Here is a 24,082-nt window from a genome sequence, read left to right as displayed (position 1 = left end):
CAGCGGGACGGGAGTATTTTTGAAAAGATGAAGCAAGGGCGGATTTAGGGATGAGTTTGACGTCAGATCAGATGGAATTGCGCGAAGACGATATTCGCAAGCATTACCCTGCGGCGACCGCCTTGCTGAACGGGTTTGAACACGCGCCGCGTATTGCCAAAGCGGTTGAAGCGGCGGTCGAACGGTCCCCGGGGGTGTCAACGGCGCGGCGGTTTCGGTCTACCACGCCGGGTCTGGTAACGCGGCGCACCGTGCGGGCGGATGGGGTGCATCTGGTTGAGCGGATCGAGGCCTCGGATGATGGGGATACGCTGGTCTCGCCGCCACAGGCCACCGCGCAGCAGGCCATTCGGCGCGCGATTGCCATCGCTCTGGCCGTGGCCGATGCCTATGCCGAGCAGACGCCGCTGGCCGATTTGAAAAGGGCCAATCTGGCGGGGGATCTGCCTGTTGCGCGCAAGACCGAGTTTTCGGAACTGCTGACGGCTGAGGCTTTGATCACCTCTCATACTTTCGGCAATGCGCTGGCTTACCTGATGTCGTCGCATTTGGGCGAGACCACCGTGGACATTGGAGAGATCGAAGAGGTCCTGACCGATAACGGCCAGCTTGCCCTGCACGGTGCGTTGTGGGAGCTGGATCAGGTGCTGGCCAACCATGCGCCCGATGATGCGCATTTGATCGCGGCCATCAGTGCCTATGCCGAGCAGGTGATGGACAAGGTCGCCCTGCGCGCAGGGTCCGCTGGCCATCTGTCCCCGTTCCAGAGCGCGGCCTGGCATATCGAGGCCGACGATCTGACGATCCGGGGGTTTGAGCCGGCCTCAAAAGCGAAATCCACCACCCTGACCATGACGTTCAAGAAACCGAATGAGGTCGTGGGCAACCACATCGCCAAGTATCAGGCGATGAAGCTGGCCAAGATGGTAATGGCCTATGACTTCGACCGCCGCCTGAACCCGTTTGCGGAGCTTGGCGGGTTCATCTTTACCTTTATGGGCGACGGTAAGCCGGGCACCGGCAAGACCACCCTGATCCAGATGATGGCGGGGCTGATCAACGACTATTGCCAGAACGCTGGCTATCCGTTCCGTTATCAGAACCTGAGCACCGACAATATCGACAGCTATCAGGGCAAATCGGGTCAGAACGCCAAGGCGTTTATCAACACGATCATCGACCCCTCGGTCATCGGTTTTGGCACCATCGACGATATCGACCAACTGGCGGGCAAACGCGGCGACCGGCAGTCGTCAGCCGGGCAGCTGGAAATCACCGCTGTTCTGATGGAGAGCTTTGCAGGCGCCAACACCGTCGTGCGTGGCAACTGCACCTTTGGCATGTTCTCGAACTACCCCGAAAATGTCGACGACGCCCTGCGCCAGCGGGCGGGCGCGCGGTTCCTGGTGGACGGGCCGCAAACGCGCGAGGATTACATCGACATTCTGCACCTGCTGATGGGCCGCAACCACGACATACCCTTGGGTGAACACGAAGCCTATGCCGCGCAGGAAATCAAAAAGGCCGTCGCCGCCAGTTTCGAAAGCCACGCCCGCCCGCATGAAGACGCGCTTTTGCAGGTCTATGATCGTGTCTCGGGCGAGATCGGCCAGATGGACACGATCGCCAAGCTTGGCACCTACCTCAAGGCGATCCAGCAGGCGGATGAACGGTTCACCGGTCGCGCGATCAAGAACATCACCGACGCGGTCAAGGTCCGCGCGATGGATTTCGAACTGCCCGACGAATGGATGGAAAACCCCGACCTGTTCCTGTTCCGCGACTACGACACCAAGAAGGCGATGATCGAGGAGCTGCGCCAGCCGATCACGGTCGAGATGGTGATGCAAGAGATCAACCGCTATGCCGATAGCGAGTTCCGCTATGCCGACAAGAGCGACGAGGTCGCCATCGAAAACGCCGTCCGCGAGATGGGCCGGATGGAAGAGGCCAAACGGCGGTATCTGGAGGGGAAAGGGTGAGCAGTTACTTCGTAATCGTTGTCTTTTTTGCTTTCAGCATGGTGACTTCCGGTCTCGTCGGTTGGCGTGCAGGAAAGACAGCTTCGAATAGAGCTGGCTTCATTGGGTTTCGCGCAGTGATGATGACTGTGGCGTTGTTTTTCACAGTGGTTCCACTCGCAACTGTTGTGGTCGCAACTATTTTGGCAGGCGGCGCGGAAAGCTTGAGCCACTTTTTGAACATGTGGACCGCCGCAATGTCCATTATTATTGTCGGCATCATTATCGGATCGGCGATCCTTTGGGCAATATTGGTATTGAGTATCCTGTTTTGCCTAGCAGCACTGTCAATCAGCAGCCGTAATTCTGGCACTGGTGAAATAGGCTCAGAACGACAGTCATCCCGGTTGGCTCAGCAGGAAGAATTTCTTTGGAACGTTGGGGAAAAGAGCGCTCGACAGGAAGGTGGCCAATGATACGCCTCATCAAAAAAGGCCTGATGTTCGGCAACCTAGTCCACATCTCCAGCCCAGCCTTAGTCGAGCGGTATAACCGCGCGCTGCAGCATCTGGCGGGTAAGACCACGGCGCTGAAGGATTTCCATGTGGATATCTCGGGCTATTCGCCGGAGGTGGGGATTGAGCTGGAGGACGAGCTCTACCTCAACCCCAACGGGGTCAACCGGCAGTTCATCCTGCTGACGACCGAACAGAAGCGCGCGCCTTTGCTGAACGTCAAATTCTCGACCTCGCGCGATATTCTGCGCGAGTTTATCGAGATGAACGAGGCGCAGTTGTTTGCCCTGACCGCCACCGATGCGGTGGCCGGAGAGCTGGTGAACTCGGTCTTTAAACTCAGCACGCCGCGCGACCTGTTGAACCTGCGCAAGATCGAGATTGAGGCCGACACCGCAGGCGGCACCCTGCGCAAGGCCGAGCAATTGGCGGGTATGGTCGAACAGTTCAAAACCGCCGAGGATGCGTGGTTCGACGATGTGCTGATCGCCAGGATGATCGAAACGGCCAAGGAAACTGGCGACGTCACCCGCAACCCTGTCCACTTGCGCCATACGGAGTTTGAGCAGCGCAACTTCTGGACGGCGCATTTCGGCGGGCTGTACCTGTTCCCGGATTTGGATCATCCGGCGGCGATTTGCATGGGCGACAAACCGGACGATTTGCCGATCAAATACACGTTCGATCCGTCGCAGCGAAACCAGGTCGCCAAGTTCCTGGACTATAACGATCTGGTGGAACCCATCGTCAAGGCGCGCGGGGTGGATGCCGCCGCGATCCTGCAGCAAAAGATGGACTTTCTGACCGTTGCCGCCGCCGCGGATGCCGATGTCGATCTCAGGGGGCTGGACCGCAGTGACATGCGGCGCCTTGCGCGAAACCACGCGGACCAATTGCCCGAGGCTTATCACGGGTTGGCGCAACTGCTGCGCTGGGCGACCGATGGCGGGCGCTGGCCGCGGATCACCTCGGATCATCCGGCCTATTTCTACACGCTGCGCGCCGCGGATACGCCGAACCGCGATCTGGTGAACATGCTGTTGGCCGAATTGGCGCCGCTGGATCCGCGCCAGATGTTCATCTGCCACAAGGAACTGTTCTATGATACCTACGCGGATTGGCCCGAATCCAAGAAAGCCTATGTTGCCGACTTTCTCGCGCGCGAGTATCAGGTGGACAAGGCCGGTGCCCGCGCCGCGCTGTTCGGGCATGAACCGGACATGAGCGGTGATGACCGCGTCAGTGAGGCGGTGATTGCACGCGTCGGGCCCTGGGGCGCGGTAGGAAGGGGTTGATATGATCGGTGCGATGCGCCTGTTTCTGGTCCTGTTGGTCATCCAGGCGATTGGCTATGTCGCGCTGTCGTTCTATTCGCGCGGGGTGCGCCGTCGCAAGCTTGAGACCTGGTGGGACGAAAAGGGAAAGAAGGGCAACAAGCAAGCCTTTGTCGAACGGGGTTTGCATGTCTATGACAATTCGTTCCGGCGCAAACTGATCCTGGGCGTCTTTGTCGTTCCCTGGGTGGCAATCGGTGCGTTGATTTATATCGTGAATTACATGTGAGGTTTACGGCATGGCCTATCTGAAATGGGCAGTCATTCTGATCTTTTGGGGCACGGTCGCCGCGATCCTGCAATATTCGTTGCCGCAACACGATGTGGTGCGGATCGTCAACACATACGAAGAGCGTCAGGACCTGACCGACTGGACCCGCATTTTCTGGTCCGAACCCGAGGACCAATCGACCAGCCTGTCCAATCGTGATGTTCAGTTCATCCAGGCGGTTCGTGCCAACGGCAAGCCGATTGTCTATCGCAACGAGGATACCGGTTGGGGTTGGCCCTTCTATTTCAAGTTCGATACCGCCAATCTTTATACCGAGGCGAATGACGCAAAGTCGACCAAAGACAACCCGGAATGGGTTGTCGTGACGCATTACGGCTGGCGAAACGAATTCATGTCGATCTTTCCCAACGCGATCTTTATCAAACATGTCGAAGGGCCAGATGTTCGGATCATTCCGTGGTTCAACATTGTCTTCCTGACGCTGTTTTTTGCGTTGCTTTGGGCGATCTGGGTGCGGTGGCGCCGGTTTCGCCAGGCGCGGATCGACCCGATGTTGGAAAATGTCGAAGACGGGTTCTATGCCGCCGGAGATGCAATCGAAGATCGCCGCAACAGGGTCCGCCGGTGGCTGGACAGTTGGAAGTCGAACTAGATCAGGGCGCAAAACCGTTGCGTTGACGTTGCCGTCCAAAGGCGCGGCACCTTATTTGCGTCAACGTACAACGAATTCGGCATGAAGCGCCCCGGCCGCCTTGATGGTTTTCAAAATGTCGATCATGTCCCGTGGCGACACGCCCAGGGCGTTCAGCCCCGCCACGACCTCGGACAGGGTCGTGGATTCCGGGAGTTCCGCAAGACCGGTCCCCTCGTCTTCTTCTATGTCGGCAACCGTCCTGGGAACGACGACTGTTTCACCCCGCGCAAAGGGGTTGGGTTGAACGGCAATCGGGGCTTCTTCGACCCTGAGTGTCAGGTTGCCCTGCGATACGGCCACGCGCGAAATTCGCACGTCGCGCCCCATGACGATTGTTCCCGACCTTTGGTCAACAACGACGCGGGCCTTGCGTTCCGGTTCGACCAGGATGTTTTCAATCCGCCCGATGGCATGCGCGGTCGAAGGTGCCTGTGTCGCCGCAATATTCAGTTCGACCGTGCCAGAATCGCGCATGACCGCAACGGCCCGGTTGAATTCCGAGTTGATTGCGTTTTCGATCCGCCCGGCGGTTGTGAAATCTGGTTCCCGCAAGGCAAGCCGCATCTGGGTCAGGGCCGAAAGCTCGAAGTCTATTTCCCGCTCGATCCGCGCGCCTGAAGGAATGACGCCAGAGGTCGGAACGCCCCGGACCACGGCGGCCGCGTCACCCTCGGCCGCTGCGCCACCGGCCAGGACCGTACCCTGCGCAACGGCGTAAATCTGCCCGTCTGCTGCATTCAGCGGTGTCATGACCAGCGTCCCGCCCAAAAGGCCCTTGGAATCGCCAATCGCAGAAACGGTTACGTCGATCTGGCCCCCAACCCGGGCAAAAGGCGGCAATGTCGCTGTCACCAAAACAGCAGCCACATTCTTGGGGCGAAAATCCTCGCCATTCACGTTGACGCCAAGCCGTTCAAGAATACTGGACATGATTTCTTCGGTGAACGGAGAGTTCCTGAGCCCATCGCCCGTACCATTCAACCCGACAACGAGGCCATACCCGACCAGATCGTTCCCGCGCACCCCATCGAAATCCACCAGGTCCTTGAGGCGAATGGCGCCAGCACAGGCAAGGCTTGGACAAATCAACAGCAGAAAGACAAAAACGCGGATCACAGGAAGTTCACCAGGGACAGGCTCGCGTTGCGAACGGTTACGGAATAAAGGCTTTCCAGTTGATACTGAACGGTTTGCAGCTTGGCCGCGGTCTCGTACGGGTCGGCCTCGATCAGGGCGCCGCGTGCATATTCCGCACTGGTTTGCGCGGCAGAATTCCGGGTCGTGGCTTGTTCGACGCGTGCCTCGGCGGCGCCGACTTGCGCGCGCAGGTTGACGATCCCTGAATTCGTGTTGGCCAGGTTGGTTCCAAGCTGAACAAACAGGGCGGTGCGTTGGTCGGTCGGCATGGCCAACGCGTCATCTGCGACCAGTGCGGCGATGGCGACGTCGCGCATCGCATCCTTGAGCGTCTGGTCATTTGCGGTGATCGTAAGGTTGATACGTTCATTTTCCGAAATCTGCATCGGGGCGAGTGGCGTTGCAGAACCCTGGTAAATCGTCGCCTCAAACCCGGCGGGATCGTTGAACCAGTCTTCGGCGGCCTGCCTGATATCGGTTGCAGTGGTCAATCCGGTAAATTCAACCTCAAGCGCGGCCAGCAACGCATCAGAGGAAGCCAAGGCTGAGACATCCGTCGCGGTACCAGAAAACAGGCTGCGCCCGCCCGCCCGCGTGTTCAGGGCAGAAACCATTGTATCCAGCTCATTCCGGGCCAAAACCGAGGCCTGTTCATGGGTGACCGATTGGTTGGACGTGCCAAAGGACAGCAAGGCGGATGTGACCTCGCCCGCGGATTCAGCAAAGGTCGTCAGGCTCAGTTGTGTCGCGTCGGTGAACAGCTGTGCTTCGGCTGTTGCTATTGAGAACGCATCGAGGCGTGCAAGATTGTGATCAAGGTCAAGCAAATGCGAGTAGTCACCGCCGAGATGGCCTGACAGATCCTGCACCTGTCCGGTCGACATTTCATAGGACAGCGTTTCGATCTGTGTCTTGATTTCCGTACTGCGCGTGCGCAGGGTCAGGCCCCGTGCCAGATCGCCAATTGAGGTCAGTGTCATGGTCAAAGTCCCAGCAAAGTGTCCATCAGTTCGTCAACGACGGAAATGATCCGCGCATTTGCGGCATAGGCCTGTTCGATCTGCATCATCCGTTGCAACTCGGCATCTGTGTCAACGCCCTGTTCGGCCACCATGGCCTCCATCTCCAGTTGTGAGCTGGTCGCGAACGACAGGCGCTGTTCGGCCGTATGCGCGTTGGAACCTGCCTTGGTTATCAAGGCTTCGTTGACATCTGCGGCCCGCATGAGGCCGGTGCCGAAGGTTCCGCCGGAAACGGCGCGCGCGGTTGTCAAAACCGTGCTGAAAGCCTGAAGTTGGGTCGCGTCACCCTGATCGCCCGATGCCGCCGCACCAAGCCCGCTGCGCAGCTTCCAACTGTCGCCGCCCGCCTCGGGGTCGACCACGGTGTTCAGTTCGATGCGCAGGGCAAGACCGGCAGGAGCTGCCGCATCGAAACGGCTGCCTTCATCCGTGAACAGCCCCGGGTCTGCTGCGGTCAGCGTCGGATCCAGGCCCGGTGTTTCAAAACGTTCGATAAGATCACGCGCAACCGTATCGAGCTGCTCTTGCGCCTCAATCGACAGCTCATCCCGGATTTCGAACTGGGCCATAAGGGCCCCGCCGCGAATTTGCGCGGACTCTCCGCTGACGCGTACCGGGTTTCCATCCAGCTCGAGCCCTGACAGCAACCCGTTCGATACCGTCATATGGGGCATCGTATCGCCGGTTTGGGAAAAGGAAAACTCGGCGGCCGAACTGTCCAGAAGGATCAGGCCACCGTCGGAATACAAAGAGATACGATCATTGTCGCGCGCGATCACGTTTACCGGGATCAGCGCGTTGACGTCGTCGACCAGCGCCTGCCTCTGGTCCAGAAGGCTTGAGATGTCGCCACCGGAATTTCGCAAGGCCGGTATCTTGGCGTTGAGGGCCTCGATATCCTTCAATGTCGTATTCAGCGTGTCCACGTAAGAACTGATCGTGCGGTCCGCGTCCGATCGCATTTGCCGCACCCCTTCCGAGGCGGTATTGAGCGCCGTGGCCAGGTCGCGACCGGCCTGCGCGACCAGGTCAAGCCGCTCATCCGAATCCGGAAGGCTGGCGGCGGTGATCAGGCTGCTTTCAAAATCCGCAAGCCGGGCGGATATCGACGCCGAATCATCACCTGAACCAACAAGGTTTTCGAACCCGGTATGAAATTCGGAGACAGCCGCGCTGTGTCCAAGGTCGGCATCGGCCGAGCGCAAGTTTGCAATAAGAACCGGGTCTTCGTTCCGGGTTATGCCAACGACACTGACCCCGTTTCCGGATATGGTGCTTGAGGCCAGCTCAAGCGATCGCTGTGCATATCCCGGGGTCAGGGCGTTTGCGATGTTCCCGGATACGACCGCGGCGCCCCGGCTGGCGGCGTTCAACCCGCTCAGCGCATTGTTCAGAGCTGTCGACATGTTCATGGATCAGGTTCCTTTCTACGGGTCAGGCCACAATCAGCGTTTGATGTTCGTGGTCTCCTGCAGCATTTCGTCGACGGTCTGGATCACCTTGGCGCTTGATGAATAGGCGCGTTGGGTCTGGATCATGGATGTCAGTTCGGTTGCGACATCGGTCGTAGATTCCTCGCGCGCGAACGAGATCAGGTCGCCGGTCGGGCCGTCGCCCGCGTTCCAGAGAAAGAACGTACCGCTGTCCCGTGACGGGGCGTAGGTCTGGCTGTCCAATGCCGTCAGCCCGTTGGGATTTGGAACATCGGCAAGTGGTATCTGGTACATGCGGCGGCTGATGCCGGTATCATAGAAGGCATAGACATATCCGTTTTCGTCGACTTCCACGCTGGTCATCGTTCCGACCGCGGCCCCGTCACGGGTGATCGAAACGGGCGCAAATGTATCCGACAGCTGAGTAATTCCGTTGGCGTCGCCGATCTCGCCAATGTTGATTTCCATCGGGCCGCCCGCCACGTTGACGACGAAACTGCCGGTCGCGGGGTCGTAGGCGCCGCCGGTGACCGCGGTGACACTGGCCAGGGTTCCGCCGGCTGTTCTGCTGTCGGTGAAGGTCAACGTGTATTCACCGATCGTCGCCCCGCCCGAGGCCGAATCGCGCAGGATCATGGTCCATTCGTTGCTGGACCCCGACGCGGGAACGGTGGGAACCAGTTCGATATCGACGCTTTCAGACTTGCCCAGGTTGTCGAAATATTCGACGGACAACGGCTGGGTATCGCCGGCCGCGCCTGCGTCGGTTGCCGTTGCGGGCAGGTTCATACGCAAGTTCATTTCGGTTGTCGGTGAACCCGAAAGCTGATTGACGCTTAGCTGTACGGGTTGCAATGCGGCAGGCGTATCCCGCGGAACCGAGGGGATCGAGCCGTCGGCAGCAGCAGGCCAACCCAGCAATACCAGCCCCGATTCGGTCACAAGGTACCCATCTGAATCCGCCCGGAAAGACCCGGTTGTTGCCAGCAGCATCTCGGTCGTGCCGGACCCGATCTGAGAGCTTTGCATAACCGGGATCATGCCGCGGTCGCGCACGGCCAGATCCGTGGAGTTGTCGGTTGTGACCAACGACCCGCGCTGATCGATCAGGCGTTGTGTCGTGGTCCGGACGCCACCGGCCGAATAAGCGCCACCCTCGCCGGCGGTGACCATCGAATGAAAATCTGTTTCGACCCGTTTGTACCCATAGGTCGAAGAATTGGCGATATTGTCGGAAATCGTTGCCAGTCTGTTAGCGTTGGCCTTCAACGCGGCCACACCGGCATTGAGCGAAGAGGAAATGGTCATCGCGCGCCCCTTTGTTGCGTCTGTCGTTGCAACAACAGGTAACGCACGCCCCCTTAACAGCGCGCTAACAGCTAAAATGCGTTCTATCGTTTGCGCTAGGGCGTGCGCAGAAACACGACCTCGATCCGGTTGTTGCGGACGGCCATGGGGTTTTCGTCGCTGAGTGCGCGATCGGCGTGACCGGTGATCCGGTCCAGCCGCTGCGCCGTGACGCCCTTGTCCTGCAGCATTTGCCGAACAGTCAGCGCCCGCTGGGCCGACAGGTCCCAGACCTGTTTCCTGGCCACCACGACAGGCGCAGACCGAACGTGCCCGTCAACGGCGATCCTGTTGGTCACAAGGTCTGAGGAACGCGCGATCAGATGTGCCAGGGTGCGCATCAGAGGCGTCGGTTGGTCGGTGCCGGGTTCGAACAACGCGTCGTCCTCGGTGTCGAACAGTTCGACGACCAGCCCCCTGTCAGTCACGCGCGTTACGATATGCTTGAACACCTTGTCGGATACCATGCTTTCGCCGGTGCGCCCCAGCAGCCGGGCCTCAAGCGACGTGAATTCTTCCAGCGTGCCCGGACCGCCGCCCTTGGGGTCAACACCGGCAGACCCCCTGGCCCGCCTGGACGCCGTGGGGTTGCGGTTCGTTGCCCCGGACCCGTCCATGACCATGGTCTTTTCCGAGAACATATTGTCACCGCCAAAGGCCCCGTCACCGCCGCCCGATACCGGATTGACCGGTATGGTGGGCGAAAAGTAATCCGCCAGCCCCTTGCGTTGCTTTTCCGTCGTCGCGTTCAATAGCCACATCAACATGAAGAACGCCATCATGGCCGTGACAAAGTCGGCATATGCGACTTTCCACGCGCCACCATGGTGGCCATCGCCACCTGACACACGTTTCTTCTTGATGATGATTGGCGCCGCGTTGGTTTGCGCACCCATCTCCACCACCTGTAAAATCACCCGAGGAAAGATGTAGCATCCGGACCCTTAAGGCCGCCTTAACACTTAAAACTGTCCGGAAATCAGCCGCCGCCCTTTATCGTGGACCGGCGGCAGCCGCGCGGCGCAGAATCAGGGACAGGTGCGCGAAACTGTTGTCGGTGCCTTCCGGTTCCGCCTTGCCGAAGAAACTGTCGAGCTCATCATGGACCCGCACGGCCTGGTCCAGCACGGGGTCTGCGCCTTCGGAATAGAGCCCCGCCTTGATCATGACCTGGGATTGTTCATAGGCGCCAACCAGCTTGCGCGCCTCGGCGATCAGCCGATTCTCGTCTTCGGATGCGGCGCGGGGCAAACTGCGCGAGACCGACCGGCTGAGGTCGATTGCAGGGAACCGCCCCCGCTCGGCAATATCGCGGCTCAGGACGACATGACCGTCAAGAACGCCCCTCAGGATGTCGGCGACCGGCTCATCCATGTCCGACCCGGCGACAAGAACGCTGAAAACCGCGGTAATGTCGCCTTGGTCAGCCGTTCCCGGCCCGGCCCTTTCGCACAGCCCGGCGATCAGGGGGGTGACGGATGGGGGAAACCCGCGCAGCGAGGGCGATTCGCCCATCGCGACCGCGATTTCGCGATGGGCTTCGGCAAATCGTGTGACGGAATCGACCAGAAACAGCACGTTCAGACCCTGGTCGCGCAAATACTCGGCAACTGACATGGCAGACCAGGCGCATCGCCTGCGCGTCAGGGCGGATTGGTCCGATGTGGCCGCCACGACGACGGCCCGCCCCAGCCCATCGGCGCCCAGCGCTGTTTCCACGAATTCATTCACCTCTCGCCCGCGTTCCCCTACAAGCGCAATCACGACGGCATCCGCTTGCATCGACCGTGCCAATGTTGCCAGCAGAGTGGACTTGCCCACGCCAGACCCGGCGAACAAGCCGATGCGCTGACCCTGAACGATCGGCAGCATCGTATTGAGAACCGCCAGCCCGGTATTCATCCGATCACCAAGCGGTTTGCGGTCGACCGCGCGCGGAGGCGCCTGCATGATGTCACGCTCGGCGCTACCGGGCAGCAAAGGGTGCCCGTCCAAAGGCTGACCATAGGGGTCCACGACCCGCCCCAGCCAATGCAAACCGGGGGCAAAGGCGCGGGATGTTTCCAAAACCACGCGGTCGCCCAGGCAGACGCCGTCCGGGGCCGCACCGGGCATCATGTGGATGTGATCGGCCCCGACATGCAGGACTTCACCCGTAAGCGCCGCGCCCGATTTGCGCTGCAATGTTAGCCGGTCGCCGATGCGCGCCTGATGCGTCAGGCCAGACACTTCGATGACCCCTCGGGCCACCCCGGTCACCAGTCCCACGTGCCGGACCGGGTTCAGCCTGTCGAATTCGTGTTTCAAGAGCATCGGATCGAGATCGGACATCATGAGTCTCCAACTGGTGTCTGAAAACGGTTTCTAAAGGAATCGGGGTTAAGCCTTGATTGAAATTGATCGAGGGAGAAGCCCCGATGTTCTATGACCTGAACGTCTTTAAGACAGCGTACGCATTGGCAACTCATGCCGGACAACGGCAGGCCGTCATTGCGCGCAACATGGCCAATGCGGATACCCCTGGTTACCAGGCGCGCGATATCCAGGCCTTTCAGACAGCATTCGACGACAGCGCCCGGACGGCGGACATGGTTGCCACCCGCGGGGGCCATCTGCACGGCCACGGATCCGGCGGGCAGGTCTGGGCCGAACATGTGGTCGGCGATGCGGGTGACCCGAACGGCAACGCGGTCTCGCTTGAGGAAGAAATGCTCAAAGCCGTCGAAGTAAAGCGGCAACATGACCGCGCGCTGGCAATCTATCGGTCGTCGATCAACGTGCTGCGCAGCAGCCTTGGCAAAGCGTAAAGGGGCGTGTGATGAGCGATTTTTCACACTCCCTGTCGGCCTCGTCTAGCGCCTTGCGCGCGCAGGCCGCCCGCCTGCGGCATGTGTCCGAGAATATTTCCAACGCCGATACGCCGGGATACCGGCGCAAGACCGTTCCGTTTGAAACGCAACAGCAACAGGGTGTCGACCTCGTGACCGCTGGCCGGGTCAAACTTGACCGGCGCGCGCTGAGCCGCATCCATGACCCAAGTCATCCCTTGGCTGATGAAACCGGTCATTACCGTGGATCGAATGTCGACCTGATGATCGAGATCGCGGACGCGCGCGAGGCCCAGCGCAGTTACGAGGCCAACCTCAAGATGTTTGACCAGACCCGCCAGATGTCGGCGAGCCTGATGGATTTGCTACGAAAATAAGGGAATGCCAGAATGGAAATTCGACCTTTTACCGCCGCTCAGAGTTATAACTCGGCCCGCCCCGCCACCCAGCCTGACCCGGATCATGCCGGGGCAGGCGCAGAAATGCGATCCACGTTTCAGGATTTCGCGGCAACGCTGAAGCACAGCGAGCAGGTGGCTGAATCCGCGATGGTCGGGCAGGCGGACCCGCACGCCTTGGTTCAGGCCCTGGCCCAGACGGAACTGGCCGTCGAAACCGCCGTCATCGTGCGCAACAAGGTGGTCGAAGCCTATCAGGAAATCCTGCGGATGCCGGTCTGAACCATGCTTAGCGAGGGTCTTTTCTATGACATCGTGCGCCAGTCGCTTTGGGTGGCTGTCATCACCTCGGTGCCGATCCTGGCGGTCGCTTTGGTCGCCGGCCTTACGGTGGGCCTGTTCCAGGCGCTGACATCCATCCAGGAAATGACGCTGACCTTCGTGCCCAAGTTGATCGCAATCGTGGTCGTCTTCTGGGTCTCGATGGGCTTCATGACCCAGACGCTCGTAACCTTTTTCACCGCAACAATAATTCCGCTGATCGGAGGTGGCCGCTGATGGACACTGCATATGTCACACTTTCACGCCAGTCCGGCCTTGTTAACGAAATGCGGCTTGTCGCGAACAATATCGCCAATGCCAATACCACCGGCTACAGGCAGCAGGGGTTGGTCTTTTCGGAATTTGTCCGCGATGTCCCCAATGTCCCGTCGATGTCGATGAGCCGCGCCGAAGTGCGCAACACGTCTTTGCAGCAGGGTGTCCTGACGGAAACCGGCGGCCAGTTCGATTTTGCCATCGAGGGCGACGGGTTCTTTCTGATCGAAACGCCTGCGGGGAACCGGCTGACGCGGGCTGGCAGTTTCGCTCCCAATGCCGAGGGCGATCTTGTGACCCTGGACGGGCACCGTGTTCTCGACACCAACGGCGCCCCGGTCTTCATTCCCCCGGACGCCCCATCAATTGATGTCGGCGGCGATGGAACGCTGAGTGTGAACGGGCAGGCGCTGGGTCAGATCGGCGTGTACCGCACCGAAACACCGCTGGATCTTGTCCGCGAGGGAAACACGCAGTTCCGGCCCAAGGGCGATGTCGAACCGGTTCAGGACCCGGTGGTCCTCCACCGCTATCTTGAGGGGTCGAACGTCAACGCCATCGAGCAGGTCACCCGTTTGGTCGAGATCCAGCGGGCCTATGAACTGGGGCAGAGCTTTCTCGAAACCGAAGATGAACGGGTTCGCGGGGCCCTCAAGGCGCTGATGCGCTGAATTGAAACAGGAGAATTCGCCATGCGCGCCTTGAAGATTGCAGCCACCGGAATGACCGCCCAGCAAATGCGGGTCGAGACCATTTCGAACAACCTGGCAAACATGAACACGACGGGTTACAACGCCCGCCGCGCCGAGTTCGCTGACCTGCATTATCAGCAGATGGCCCGGGCCGGGACGGTCAACGCATCGGACGGAACGGTCCTGCCGACCGGCATCCAGCTGGGGCTGGGTGTGCGGCCCGCCGCGGTTACGATCGAACTGGCGCAGGGGGGGCTGTCGGCCACCGGCAACGATCTGGACGTGGCCATCGACGGGCGCGGTTACCTTGAGGTTACCTTGCCCAACGGAACCGCTGCCTACACCCGGGACGGCAGCCTGAAACGGTCGGCCGAAGGGCTGATCGTGACATCGGACGGCTTTGCAGTCGCGCCGGAAATCACCATCCCCGACGATGCCCGGTCGATCTCTATCAACGCCGAGGGCGAGGTCTATGCGTATTTCGATGATACGGCCGAGGGTCAGCTTTTGGGCGAATTCACCCTGGCCAGTTTTTCGAATGCCAAGGGGCTGGAGGCGATCGGCAGCAACCTGTTCAAGGAAACCGAGGCGTCGGGTGCGCCGACGGTAGGTGTCCCGGGCGAAGACGGCATGGGAACACTGCGGCAGGGATACCTTGAAGACAGTTCAGTAGACGCCGTGCGTGAAGTGACCGAGCTGATCGAGGCCCAACGCGGGTATGAAATGAATGCCAAAGTCATCTCTGCCGTCGATCAGATGATGGGCGCCACGACACAGGTGCGGTGATGCGGTTTCTGTTCCTGTCAGCCCTGCTTGCCATATCAAACGCCGCCCTGGCTGAGATCGTAGTCCCGACCCGCACGATTCGGCCCAAACAGGTCATTTCAGCCGCGGACCTCGAGATCAAGCCGATGGATGTGGCCGGCGCGGTTGCGGACCCAAACCTGTTGATCGGCCAGGAAGCGCGCGTGGCGCTTTACCCGGGCCGACCGGTTCACGCGGCCGATGTGGGCGCGCCAGCGCTGGTGGACCGCAACGATGTTGTGACACTGGTTTTCGTCACCAGCGGATTGTCCATCACAACCGAGGGCCGAGCGCTTGGCCGCGCGGCCGTCGGGGAAAGGGTTCGCGTGATGAACCTGTCTTCGCGATCCAGCGTGACAGGTGTTGTTCGAAACGACGGACAGATTGAGGTCAGATAATGCCAAAACAGAACTTGCTTGTGCTAACTCTCGCCGTGTTGACCATACCGGCCTGCGGGCGGTTGGATCATCTGGGAAAACCACCCAGCCTGACACCAAATACCGAGTCGCCGGAACATGTCGCCATGCTCTGGCCCGGCCTCCCTCTGCATTCTCAGTCGCAACGTGTGGTCGACCGGTCCTCGCTCTGGAGCGGTGGTCAGCAGTCGCTGCTGGGTGACCAGCGGGCGATCAAGAAGGGCGACATCATGACAGTGGTGATTGAACTGGACGAAAAGGCCGAAATCTCCAACGACACAAACCGTTCGCGGTCAGGGTCCGAAAGCCTGGAGGTGCCAAGCCTGTTGGGGCTGCCGCAGCGCGCTGCGGACAAGCTTCCGGAAGGTGCATCCCTGGACGAGGCGGTATCCATTGATTCCGGGTCCAGCAGCCAGGGAAAGGGCTCGGTCAAGCGCAAGGAAAAGCTGACACTGCGTGTTGCGGCGACCGTTATCGACGTCCTGCCGAACGGTGTCCTGTCGATATCAGGCACCCAGGAGTTGCGGGTCAATTTCGAACTGCGCGAGCTGCTGGTGTCCGGATATGTCCGCCCCCAGGACATCTCGCGGCAGAATGAAATTACCTATGACAAGATCGCCTCGGCGCGCGTTTCCTATGGCGGCCGCGGTCAGATCACCGACATGCAGCAGCCACGATACGGGCAGCAAGTCCTTGATATGCTGCTTCCATTCTGAGGTGCCAGTGTGATTGCAAAACTACTTCCTGTCATTTTCCTGATCGTGGGGCTGGGTGCGGGCGTCGGGGCCGGCGCCTTTCTGGCGCCGGGTAAAACCGCGCAGACCGAAGCCGAAGGCGATGCCAAGGATCAAAAACCGAACAAGACCGAGGACAAGGCCAAGACAAAGGCAAAAGATGCCAAAGACAAAAAGGACAAGTCCGGCAAAGCTGCGGAGTTCGAATATCTGAAGCTTACCAAGCAATTTGTCGTTCCGGTTCTGGAGCGGGACGAGATTGCGGCGCTGGTCACCTTGTCGGTCAGCCTCGAAGCCAAGCCCGGTATCTCCGAGGCATTTTATGCGATCGAGCCCAAGTTGCGCGATGGGTTCCTGCAGGTGCTGTTCGACCACGCCAATACGGGTGGATTTGCCGGTGTTTTCACCGAGTCAGACAATCTGGACGTGTTGAAGAGATCCCTTTTGGAAGTGGCGAAAAAATCGATGGGCGATGACGTTTCGCGCGTATTGATCATGAGCGTCAGTCGGCAAAACACCTGAAGCACTGAGGCCGGGCTCAGCGCCTGCGTCAAAAGGACTGTTCTGCCTGTGATTTCAGTTTTGCAAGACGGCGGTGTTCCGAATTGAGTCTGTTCAGCTCGGCCACGGCCTGTTTGCGCCCGAACGCGGCGCGCAGTTGGTTCATCGCGGCGATCTTGCTGGCCCTCACACGTGCCAGTTCCATGTTCAGCTTTCGTCGTGTCGCGGATTCCCATCCGTGCCACAGCATGTCGGTCCCGGTGATTGCATAGCCGGTGCCCTGGGTGCTTTCGGCCCGGACCTGCTGCAACTGTCTGTCCAGCTTGGCAAGTTGGCTCTGAATGCGGCGCTCGGCGTCCAGGATCGGGCGCAGGCTTTGGTATTCCCGGTCGAAAATGGCACCGGTGACTGCTGACAGGTCCGAAAGCGTATTGCGGGTCATTCAACTTGTCCCTTCGCCCTTTTGCGCATCGCCTCGGCAAAGCGAATGGCGGCTGCGACCGGTCGGTAATGCTCTTCTGAAATCTGCTGGCCGATATCCACGGTTGCATGCAGCGCCCGCGCCGTTGGCGGGTCAGAATGCAGCGGAACCCCGGCCTGGGCTGCGGCCGTGCGAATGGCCGCGGCAATCTCGTCAACACCCTTGGCGACGCAAACCGGCGCAGCGCCCGGCGCGCGGGACCATGCCAGCGCCACGGCGTAATGCGTCGGGTTGACGATCACGACATCTGCCTTGGGGACCTCCGCCATCATCTGGTTCGTTGCGATATCCTGTGCCTTTTGCCGCCGCTGCTGCTTGATATGCGGATCCCCCTCGGAATCCTTGGTTTCGTCCTGGATCTCTTTCCGCGACATCCGGTTTTTGCGGATATGCTCGGCATATTGCCAGGCATAGTCGATGGACCCGATGGCCAGGGCGACAGCGACTACGATGAACATGAACTGAAACAGCAGTGACATCATCAGCGGGGCAGATGATTGCACAGGCATGGCCGAAGCCGTGAGGATCGTGGCCAGGTTGCCATGCAGGAAAAGCGCCAGGCAAATGCAATATATCAGGAGCTTGGTAAAGCTCTTGGCAAATTCGAACAATCCCGCACGGCCGAACTTGTTTTTCGCGTTCGAGATGAGTGATATCCGCGACATGCGGGGTTTGAGCTTGTCGGGCGCAAACACCATGGCGCGCTGGGCAAAAAGACACAGCAGAACTGCTGCGGCGGGTATGGCGAACACCGTGGCAACCGGGGCAAGCCCGGTGGAAAGGACCCCTCCGACAAGGGCGGATGACGGGCCTGACACCAAAAGCGCGGAAATCCTGTCAGGCTGGTCGAGCAAAACCATGAGAAGATTTCCCAATTGCCTGACCGCGGTGGGCCCCGCGACCAGCAAGGCAAGAACCAGGCCCGAAAACCCGGCAACCATGGTCAGGTCGTTGGATTTGGCCACCTCGCCCTTTTTGCGGGCCTTGAGCAGTTTTTGCGGCGTCGGGTCAAAGGACTTTTCGCTGTCGTCGTCATTCTCGCTCATGGCGACCACCCGAACGGGTCGAGCGTGAATTCGAACAACGCCCCGGACCAGACCGACAATATCAGGGGCGCCCCCGAGAAAAGCAGGAACAGCCCGGCAAATGTAATGGCCGGAGCACCGACGAAAGCGACCATGAGCTGGGGCATGGCACGGTTGATCACACCCAGCGCCAGGTTGTAGATCAGCGAGGCGATGACAAAGGGCATGGCCAGCCCAAAGGCCAGGCGAAAGCTGTTTGCAATTTGCTGCACGCCCCAATGCGACAAATCCGCAGCGATCGGAACGGTGCCCATTGGGAACAGGGTGTAACTGTTGATCATGTATTGGGCCGCGCGGACATGGAGCCCCAACAGAACAGCAAGAGCCAGCCCGGCTATGGTCAGAAGATACCCCATTGCCGGAACCGGTTCGACCGCGGCACCCCCCAGGATCTGTGACAGGGATGTGGCCTGGGCGGCGATGGACCCTGCGGTTTGCAGCGCCAGAACGAACAGGCGCAAGCCCATCCCCATGGCAAGCCCGACCAAAACCTCGGAACCGGTCAGCCAGGCCAGGCTGGACAATCCGGGCTCATAGGTGGGCAGCGGAACCGCCGGGGCCACGATCAGCGTAAAGGCAACCGCGCAACCAAGTTTGACCCGCGCCGGTATGCTGGTTTCCCCAAATGCCGGCAACAGGGACACCAGTGCCGACACCCGCAAGAACACGACAAACAGGTGCCAGATATTCTGCCCGATGACGTGCAGCAACTCGGGCGGAAGCGCGATCATGCGGGCACCGTCCCGACCAGGGCAGGCCGCGCCTCAAGCCCGATCTCCTCAAAGGACAGGACCGGGTTTGAAATGCCGCGCGCGTGCATGATGGTCCGCAACAACCGGCGCCGCCTGGTCGAGGTTACAAGGGCCGGATACAGCCCATTGTCGCTTGATTGTGCAACGCTGCCGACCACCTGGTCGCCCAGCCGGTTGAACAGATCCGGCGGCAAGGCAACGTCAAGCCCGGCATTGGGCGTTTCGATCTGGTAGGTGGCAAACGCTTCCTCCCATTCCGGTGCCAGTTGTATCAGCGGGATCGACCCGTCCTCGCGCTTCATTTCGGAAACAAGCTGGAACCCGAGTTTCTGACGCACCAATTCGCAAATGGCCTCGGGCTGCGTCGTTGTCAGCCGCGCCTCGGCGATGCTTTCCAGGATCAGGGCCATGTTTCGGATCGATACCCTTTCGTCCAGCAACAGGCGCAACACGGCATGAAGCGTGTCGATCGGCACTTTGTCGGGGATCAGTTCGTCCAGCAGCTTGCGGTTGGCTTCGGCGCGGACCGGATCGCTGAGCCGGGTCATTTCCGACAGCAGGCGCCGCAGGGACTTCAGGGTCAGCAGGCGCGCAAAATTCTGTTTGATGATCTCAAGCAGGTGCGTGGCCAGGATTTCGGGCGGCGCAACGATGGTGGCCCCGCTCATCGCGGCCATTTCCTGGTCTTTGGGCAGAATCCAGCGGGCCGGCGCCCCGTAAACGGGCTCGGTCACGTCGTTGCCTTCGGGCAGAAGATCCGGGCCATCCTGTACCAGGGCCAGGACGAGGTCCGGGTTGAGAACGCCGCGCGCTTGTTCGACGCCCTGAACCTTGATCACATAGGTGCCCTTGGGCAGATCGGCCCGATCTGTCAGGCGGATGTCGGGCAGGATCAGCCCAAAGCCCGAGGCGACATAGGTGCGCATATTGGCAATTCGGGCATCCAGGCCGGTGCCGGGGTTCAGGACCATGCTGACCAGATCAGGGGCGAATTCCAGATGCACGTCATCAAGGTCGAGTATGTCGCCAATGGCCTGCGGTGTTTCGTGGTCTTGCTTCTGGGTCTGCGCCTGCGCGGCCTCGGTCCGTGATTTCTGCTTTTTGTGAACATCAAAGGCGGTAAAGCCCAGCACGGCTGCGCCAAGGATAAAGGGAAGAAACGGCAGACCGGGCACCAGCGCAAACAAGACCATGAGCCCCGCAACAGTGCCCAGGGCGGCCGGGTGCCGCCCGAGTTGCGAGAATATGGCGCTGTCGGTTGCGCCCTGCGTTCCACCCCTGGCCAGTAACAGCGCGGACGCGATCGAGATGATTACGGCCGGGATTTGTGACACCAGCCCGTCGCCGACCGTCAGGATCGCATAGGTTTCGAACGCAGAGGCAATTGGCATGCCGTGCACCGCGACACCCATGATCAGCCCCATCACGAGGTTGAGCAGCGTGATCAGCAACCCGGCAACGGCATCGCCTTTGACAAATTTCGATGCGCCGTCCAGCGACCCGAAAAATGTGGTTTCCTGTTGCTCACGCTCGCGCCGTTCCTTGGCTTGCTGGTGGTCGATGGCCCCCGCCGACATGTCGCTGTCGATGGCAAGCTGCTTGCCCGGCATTCCATCAAGAGCAAAGCGCGCGCCAACTTCGGCCATCCGCGCGGCACCTTTGGTGATGACCATGAAATTCACGATCAGCAGGACCCCGAAAACCACCAGGCCCAGAAAGATGCTGCCGCCCATGACGAATTGGGCAAACCCTTCAATGACGTCACCAGCCGCGTTCGGCCCGGTGTGACCCTGGCCGATGATCAGCTTGGTGGATGACACATTCAGGGACAAGCGCAGCATCAGCGACGCCAGCAGAATTGTCGGGAACGAGGAAAAATCCAAGGGCCGTTCGATAAACAGGGTCAGCGTGAAGATCAGGATTGCCAGTGCAAATGACGCGGCCAGCCCGACATCCAGCACCCATGCCGGCATGGGCAGGATCATCATCACGATGACCGTCATGAGCGCCAGCGCCAGCAGGACTGTCGGGGAAAAAAGCGAACGGGCATCAATGCGGGGCACGCGGTTCTCCTAGTTGAAGGCAATAAAGGCGCGCACGTCGCCAGCCGCAGGCAAGAGCGACCCCAACGCGCCCGGCCGGGCGCCTGCGCCGCCCGCCTGATGCGAAATCAGCGGTGCGGCCGCGCCAATGAACGGATCGCGCTCCTTGGCGGCCAGTTGCACGGGGGCGTCTGGTTCTAACCCTGCAAGGACAGTCTGAAACCGCGTTGCATAGGCGGTGGCCAGCGCGGGCGTGCGGGAATGATAGGCACCGGCGGCCCGGTCCCAGGACCCCAGTTCGGCGTGCAGCTGTTTAAGGAACCGTGCGGCATATGTGGCGTTTTCGTCCGGATCGAACATGGCGTCGATGGATCGAAAAGCCTTGCCGTGCCACCGGTAATTGATCTGGAAACAGCCGATGTCGAAACTGCGGGCCCCTGATTTGAAGATGTCGAACACGTAAGATTTCGCCTCGGCCTCAGACGCGAACCAGTATCCTTTGCCTTCTAGGTTGATCGTCCAGGGCCAGGGTTCAAGCCGGTTGTTCCGGGTCCGGCCGGTTTCGACGCGGGCAATGGCCCTGAGGACGTTCAGCGGCACGCCCTCGGACTGGGCCGCGCGACGGGCGGCAAGGTCGCAAACACTGTCTGGCCGGGCTTTGGTCAGCGCAAGCGCAGGCTGTGCCATGCCGTAAAGCGCGGCCAGCAAGGCGATCGTGATGTGGTGTCGTGGCATTCTGCCGGTCCCGGATTCTGCTCAGGTCCGGGCAGCCTAGCCAATGATCCGTTTACAGACCGTTATCGGCGATTCAATTGCGGTCGATCCGGCGGCCAAAAACGACGCTGGTATTGGTGCGCAATACGCCCGGAATGCGCGCAAGGTCATCGACCAGAATATCAAGATCCTCGATCCGGGGGGCTTCGGCAGACAAAAGCAAATCAAATTCGCCGTTGATCGACAGGCACAGCTTTACCTCGGGATAGGTCTCGATCCTTTTGATGATGCGCGTTGTTTCGTTCTGCTGCACCTCCAGCAGTACGATGACCTGCACTTTCGGGGCATCCTCGGTTTCGCGCAGAATCACGGAATAACCTGCGATGACGCCGCGATCTTCCATCCGGGCGATACGCTCGTGCACGGTCGTGCGGGCAACGCCCAGTTTGGCGGCGATCCGCGTGGTGGAATCGCGCGCATTATGTTGCAGGGCGTTTATGATGCGGCGATCCAGCTGATCCATGGCGGCTCCGTTCGGGATATGGCCCGTTTTATGTTGGTTGGGCGCCAATACTCAAGGCTTGCGCGGGTGTTGGCCACGCAGATCGCCGATGCGGATGGATTTTGTGCGGGGCCTGGGATGTGCCGGGTAACGGCGGTGGGGGCAAAGCCGGGGATGGTGACGGGCCCGTGCCGAAATGGGCGCGCGGCACTGATGCCGTTGAGTTTGCCGGCCAAACCTCCTATCTCGGGGTCACGATCGTACAAAGGAAAACGCGGTGGCAAATACGCTGTACAAGAATGACCTCCCGGACGGGCTGGACCTGGGCCCGGTTGTGGCCATAGATTGCGAAACCATGGGGCTGAACCCGCATCGCGACCGTTTGTGCGTGATCCAGATGTCGGGCGGCGACGGCAACAGCCATATCGTGCAGGTCGAAAAAGGCCAGACCAGCGCCCCGAACCTGTGTGCCATGCTGGAAAACCCGGACGTGCTGAAGCTGTTTCATTTTGGCCGCTTCGATATTGCCGCAATGTATCACACATTCGGCGCGCTGGCCGCGCCGGTGTATTGCACCAAGATCGCCAGCCGCCTTGTGCGTACCTATACCGACCGGCACGGGCTGAAAAACCTGTGCCAGGAACTGATCGGCGTCGATATCTCGAAGCAGCAACAGATGAGCGACTGGGGCGCAGAGAACCTGACCGATGCGCAACTGGACTATGCGGCCTCGGACGTTCTGTACCTGCACCGTTTGCGCGATGCCCTGAACAAGCGGCTGGAGCGCGAGGGGCGGGTCGAGATGGCGCAAGCCTGTTTCGACTTTCTTCCTATGCGTGCCAAGCTGGACCTCGCCGGATGGCCTGAAACGGATATTTTTGCGCACTCATGACCGACAACGACGCATTTCTGAGAACCGCACGACAGGTCGTCACCGACGAAGCCCGCGCGCTGGACACGCTGGCCGAGGGGCTTGACGACCAATTTGCCGAGGCCGTGAACCTGATCCTGGGCGCAAATGGCCGGATCATCGTCAGCGGTATCGGCAAATCCGGGCATATCGGCCACAAGATCGCCGCGACGCTTGCCAGTACCGGCACACCGGCCTATTTCGTGCACCCCGCCGAAGCCAGCCATGGCGATTTGGGCATGGTGTCCAGGGGCGACGTGGTCCTGGCGATATCCAACTCGGGCGAAGCGCCGGAACTGGCCAATCTTCTGGCATTTACGCGACGGTTCGGCATCCCGCTGATCGGGCTGTCCAGCAAACCCGAAAGCACGCTGATGCAACAGGCCGACGTGCATCTTCTGATCCCGTCCCTGGGCGAGGCCTGCGGGTTTGGCATGGTGCCGTCGATTTCCACGACCCTGACCCTGGCGATGGGCGATGCGCTGGCCATCGCGCTGATGAAATACCGGGATTTCAAGCCCGAGGATTTCAGGGCCTTTCACCCGGGCGGCAAGCTTGGGGCGCGCCTGAGCACGGTGCGCGACCTGATGCATTCCGGCACGGCCCTGCCGCTGGTGTCGCTTGACACGCCCATGGGCGACGCGCTGATCGAAATCAGCCAAAAAGGGTTTGGTGTCGCGGGCGTGAATGATGCGCAGGGCCGTTTGGCAGGCATCATTACCGATGGCGACTTGCGGCGGCACATGGACGGGTTGCTGGACAATGTGGCCAAGCAGGTCATGACCCAGGACCCCACGACCATATCCCCCGATGCGCTGGCCGAAGAGGCTGTTGCAATCATGAACCGCTACAAGATCACCTCGTTGTTTGTGGTGGACACCGACAGGCCGGGCCAGGTTCAGGGATTGCTGCACATCCATGACTGCCTGCGGGTCGGTCTGGGCTGACAGG

The 24,082-nt window shown here is 60.3% G+C and carries 28 protein-coding genes; 16 read left to right on the top strand and 12 right to left on the bottom strand.

Annotated elements, in window-relative coordinates:
• The first annotated feature begins 50 nt into the window (after positions 1-50).
• The 5 genes from ACXAG8_RS13475 to ACXAG8_RS13455 are packed head-to-tail and all read left to right on the top strand — an operon-like array spanning position 51 to position 4,694.
• Positions 51-1,982 carry an AAA family ATPase gene (locus ACXAG8_RS13475; RefSeq protein WP_475226264.1) on the top strand — a complete coding sequence of 644 codons (1,932 nt, stop codon included), beginning with the start codon at positions 51-53 and terminating at the stop codon, positions 1,980-1,982.
• Positions 1,979-2,437 (top strand): hypothetical protein, encoded by a 459-nt coding sequence (locus ACXAG8_RS13470; RefSeq protein WP_475226260.1) that lies wholly within the window; start codon positions 1,979-1,981, stop codon positions 2,435-2,437. Before ACXAG8_RS13475 ends, ACXAG8_RS13470 begins: the two co-directional genes overlap by 4 nt.
• Entirely contained in the window at positions 2,434-3,771 is a 1,338-nt protein-coding gene (locus ACXAG8_RS13465) for a DUF6638 family protein (protein ID WP_475226256.1), read from the top strand. The genes ACXAG8_RS13470 and ACXAG8_RS13465 overlap by 4 nt, the downstream gene beginning before the upstream one ends.
• 1 nt (position 3,772) lies before the next feature.
• Positions 3,773-4,039, top strand: a complete 267-nt coding sequence (locus ACXAG8_RS13460) for a hypothetical protein (RefSeq protein WP_475226252.1) — start codon at positions 3,773-3,775, stop codon at positions 4,037-4,039.
• A gap of 10 nt (positions 4,040-4,049) precedes the next feature.
• On the top strand, positions 4,050-4,694 hold the full coding sequence (locus ACXAG8_RS13455) for a DUF1523 family protein (RefSeq protein ID WP_475226248.1): 645 nt from the start codon (positions 4,050-4,052) through the stop codon (positions 4,692-4,694).
• Positions 4,695-4,754: 60 nt separating this feature from the next.
• On the opposite strand, the gene ACXAG8_RS13450 is transcribed toward ACXAG8_RS13455, so the two are convergent.
• From ACXAG8_RS13450 to ACXAG8_RS13425, 6 genes are all read right to left on the bottom strand, one after another.
• Complete coding sequence (locus ACXAG8_RS13450) at positions 4,755-5,852, bottom strand: flagellar basal body P-ring protein FlgI (RefSeq protein ID WP_475226242.1); 1,098 nt, start codon at positions 5,850-5,852, stop codon at positions 4,755-4,757.
• Positions 5,849-6,853 (bottom strand): flagellin, encoded by a 1,005-nt coding sequence (locus ACXAG8_RS13445; protein WP_475226237.1) that lies wholly within the window; start codon positions 6,851-6,853, stop codon positions 5,849-5,851. The genes ACXAG8_RS13450 and ACXAG8_RS13445 overlap by 4 nt, the downstream gene beginning before the upstream one ends.
• A gap of 2 nt (positions 6,854-6,855) precedes the next feature.
• On the bottom strand, positions 6,856-8,307 hold the full coding sequence (flgK, locus tag ACXAG8_RS13440) for a flagellar hook-associated protein FlgK (protein WP_475226232.1): 1,452 nt from the start codon (positions 8,305-8,307) through the stop codon (positions 6,856-6,858).
• Positions 8,308-8,340: 33 nt separating this feature from the next.
• Positions 8,341-9,636, bottom strand: coding sequence for a flagellar hook protein FlgE (locus tag ACXAG8_RS13435; protein WP_475226227.1), 1,296 nt, complete (start codon positions 9,634-9,636; stop codon positions 8,341-8,343).
• Positions 9,637-9,731: 95 nt separating this feature from the next.
• Positions 9,732-10,571: a flagellar motor protein MotB gene (locus tag ACXAG8_RS13430; protein ID WP_475226223.1), complete on the bottom strand. Its 840-nt coding sequence runs from the start codon at positions 10,569-10,571 to the stop codon at positions 9,732-9,734.
• 97 nt (positions 10,572-10,668) lie between these two features.
• Positions 10,669-11,988, bottom strand: coding sequence for a FliI/YscN family ATPase (locus ACXAG8_RS13425; RefSeq protein ID WP_475226717.1), 1,320 nt, complete (start codon positions 11,986-11,988; stop codon positions 10,669-10,671).
• A 104-nt stretch (positions 11,989-12,092) separates the two neighbouring features.
• On the opposite strand from ACXAG8_RS13425, the gene ACXAG8_RS13420 reads away from it, so the two are divergent.
• The 9 genes from ACXAG8_RS13420 to ACXAG8_RS13380 are packed head-to-tail and all read left to right on the top strand — an operon-like array spanning position 12,093 to position 16,666.
• The gene (locus ACXAG8_RS13420) at positions 12,093-12,482 is read left to right on the top strand and encodes a FlgB family protein (protein WP_475226708.1); all 390 of its coding nucleotides are present in this window, start codon (positions 12,093-12,095) and stop codon (positions 12,480-12,482) included.
• An 11-nt stretch (positions 12,483-12,493) separates the two neighbouring features.
• The gene (gene flgC / locus ACXAG8_RS13415; protein WP_475226220.1) at positions 12,494-12,880 is read left to right on the top strand and encodes a flagellar basal body rod protein FlgC; all 387 of its coding nucleotides are present in this window, start codon (positions 12,494-12,496) and stop codon (positions 12,878-12,880) included.
• A 12-nt stretch (positions 12,881-12,892) separates the two neighbouring features.
• Positions 12,893-13,183: a flagellar hook-basal body complex protein FliE gene (gene fliE / locus ACXAG8_RS13410; protein ID WP_475226216.1), complete on the top strand. Its 291-nt coding sequence runs from the start codon at positions 12,893-12,895 to the stop codon at positions 13,181-13,183.
• A gap of 3 nt (positions 13,184-13,186) precedes the next feature.
• On the top strand, positions 13,187-13,459 hold the full coding sequence (locus ACXAG8_RS13405) for a flagellar biosynthetic protein FliQ (protein WP_475226211.1): 273 nt from the start codon (positions 13,187-13,189) through the stop codon (positions 13,457-13,459).
• Positions 13,459-14,169 carry a flagellar hook-basal body complex protein gene (locus ACXAG8_RS13400; RefSeq protein WP_475226206.1) on the top strand — a complete coding sequence of 237 codons (711 nt, stop codon included), beginning with the start codon at positions 13,459-13,461 and terminating at the stop codon, positions 14,167-14,169. The genes ACXAG8_RS13405 and ACXAG8_RS13400 overlap by 1 nt, the downstream gene beginning before the upstream one ends.
• Before the next feature lie 21 nt (positions 14,170-14,190).
• The gene (gene flgG / locus ACXAG8_RS13395; protein ID WP_475226203.1) at positions 14,191-14,976 is read left to right on the top strand and encodes a flagellar basal-body rod protein FlgG; all 786 of its coding nucleotides are present in this window, start codon (positions 14,191-14,193) and stop codon (positions 14,974-14,976) included.
• A complete protein-coding gene (gene flgA / locus ACXAG8_RS13390) occupies positions 14,976-15,392 on the top strand; it encodes a flagellar basal body P-ring formation chaperone FlgA (RefSeq protein ID WP_475226197.1) in 417 nt (138 codons plus the stop codon). Before flgG ends, flgA begins: the two co-directional genes overlap by 1 nt.
• The gene (gene flgH, locus ACXAG8_RS13385) at positions 15,392-16,126 is read left to right on the top strand and encodes a flagellar basal body L-ring protein FlgH (RefSeq protein ID WP_475226192.1); all 735 of its coding nucleotides are present in this window, start codon (positions 15,392-15,394) and stop codon (positions 16,124-16,126) included. The genes flgA and flgH overlap by 1 nt, the downstream gene beginning before the upstream one ends.
• 9 nt (positions 16,127-16,135) lie before the next feature.
• A complete protein-coding gene (locus tag ACXAG8_RS13380; RefSeq protein ID WP_475226188.1) occupies positions 16,136-16,666 on the top strand; it encodes a flagellar basal body-associated protein FliL in 531 nt (176 codons plus the stop codon).
• Positions 16,667-16,694: 28 nt separating this feature from the next.
• Here ACXAG8_RS13380 and ACXAG8_RS13375 read toward each other — a convergent pair whose 3' ends face one another.
• From ACXAG8_RS13375 to ACXAG8_RS13350, 6 genes are all read right to left on the bottom strand, one after another.
• Positions 16,695-17,087, bottom strand: coding sequence for a hypothetical protein (locus ACXAG8_RS13375; RefSeq protein ID WP_475226182.1), 393 nt, complete (start codon positions 17,085-17,087; stop codon positions 16,695-16,697).
• Positions 17,084-18,172 (bottom strand): EscU/YscU/HrcU family type III secretion system export apparatus switch protein, encoded by a 1,089-nt coding sequence (locus tag ACXAG8_RS13370; protein ID WP_475226178.1) that lies wholly within the window; start codon positions 18,170-18,172, stop codon positions 17,084-17,086. Before ACXAG8_RS13370 ends, ACXAG8_RS13375 begins: the two co-directional genes overlap by 4 nt.
• The gene (locus ACXAG8_RS13365) at positions 18,169-18,942 is read right to left on the bottom strand and encodes a flagellar biosynthetic protein FliR (protein WP_475226174.1); all 774 of its coding nucleotides are present in this window, start codon (positions 18,940-18,942) and stop codon (positions 18,169-18,171) included. The genes ACXAG8_RS13370 and ACXAG8_RS13365 overlap by 4 nt, the downstream gene beginning before the upstream one ends.
• Positions 18,939-20,966, bottom strand: a complete 2,028-nt coding sequence (gene flhA / locus ACXAG8_RS13360; protein ID WP_475226701.1) for a flagellar biosynthesis protein FlhA — start codon at positions 20,964-20,966, stop codon at positions 18,939-18,941. The genes ACXAG8_RS13365 and flhA overlap by 4 nt, the downstream gene beginning before the upstream one ends.
• A gap of 69 nt (positions 20,967-21,035) precedes the next feature.
• A complete protein-coding gene (locus ACXAG8_RS13355) occupies positions 21,036-21,740 on the bottom strand; it encodes a lytic transglycosylase domain-containing protein (protein ID WP_475226171.1) in 705 nt (234 codons plus the stop codon).
• Between the two features lie 73 nt (positions 21,741-21,813).
• Complete coding sequence (locus ACXAG8_RS13350) at positions 21,814-22,242, bottom strand: Lrp/AsnC family transcriptional regulator (protein ID WP_475226166.1); 429 nt, start codon at positions 22,240-22,242, stop codon at positions 21,814-21,816.
• A 256-nt stretch (positions 22,243-22,498) separates the two neighbouring features.
• Here ACXAG8_RS13350 and ACXAG8_RS13345 point away from each other — a divergent pair, with 256 nt between their 5' ends.
• A complete protein-coding gene (locus ACXAG8_RS13345) occupies positions 22,499-23,113 on the top strand; it encodes a ribonuclease D (RefSeq protein WP_475226160.1) in 615 nt (204 codons plus the stop codon).
• Positions 23,110-24,078: a KpsF/GutQ family sugar-phosphate isomerase gene (locus ACXAG8_RS13340; RefSeq protein ID WP_475226155.1), complete on the top strand. Its 969-nt coding sequence runs from the start codon at positions 23,110-23,112 to the stop codon at positions 24,076-24,078. The genes ACXAG8_RS13345 and ACXAG8_RS13340 overlap by 4 nt, the downstream gene beginning before the upstream one ends.
• Positions 24,079-24,082 lie beyond the last annotated feature (4 nt).

It is taken from the genome of Ruegeria sp. ABD4_443 (assembly GCF_056160865.1).
The sequence above is the reverse complement of the archived record's forward strand: the minus strand, read 5'-3'. Positions and strand labels throughout refer to the sequence as shown.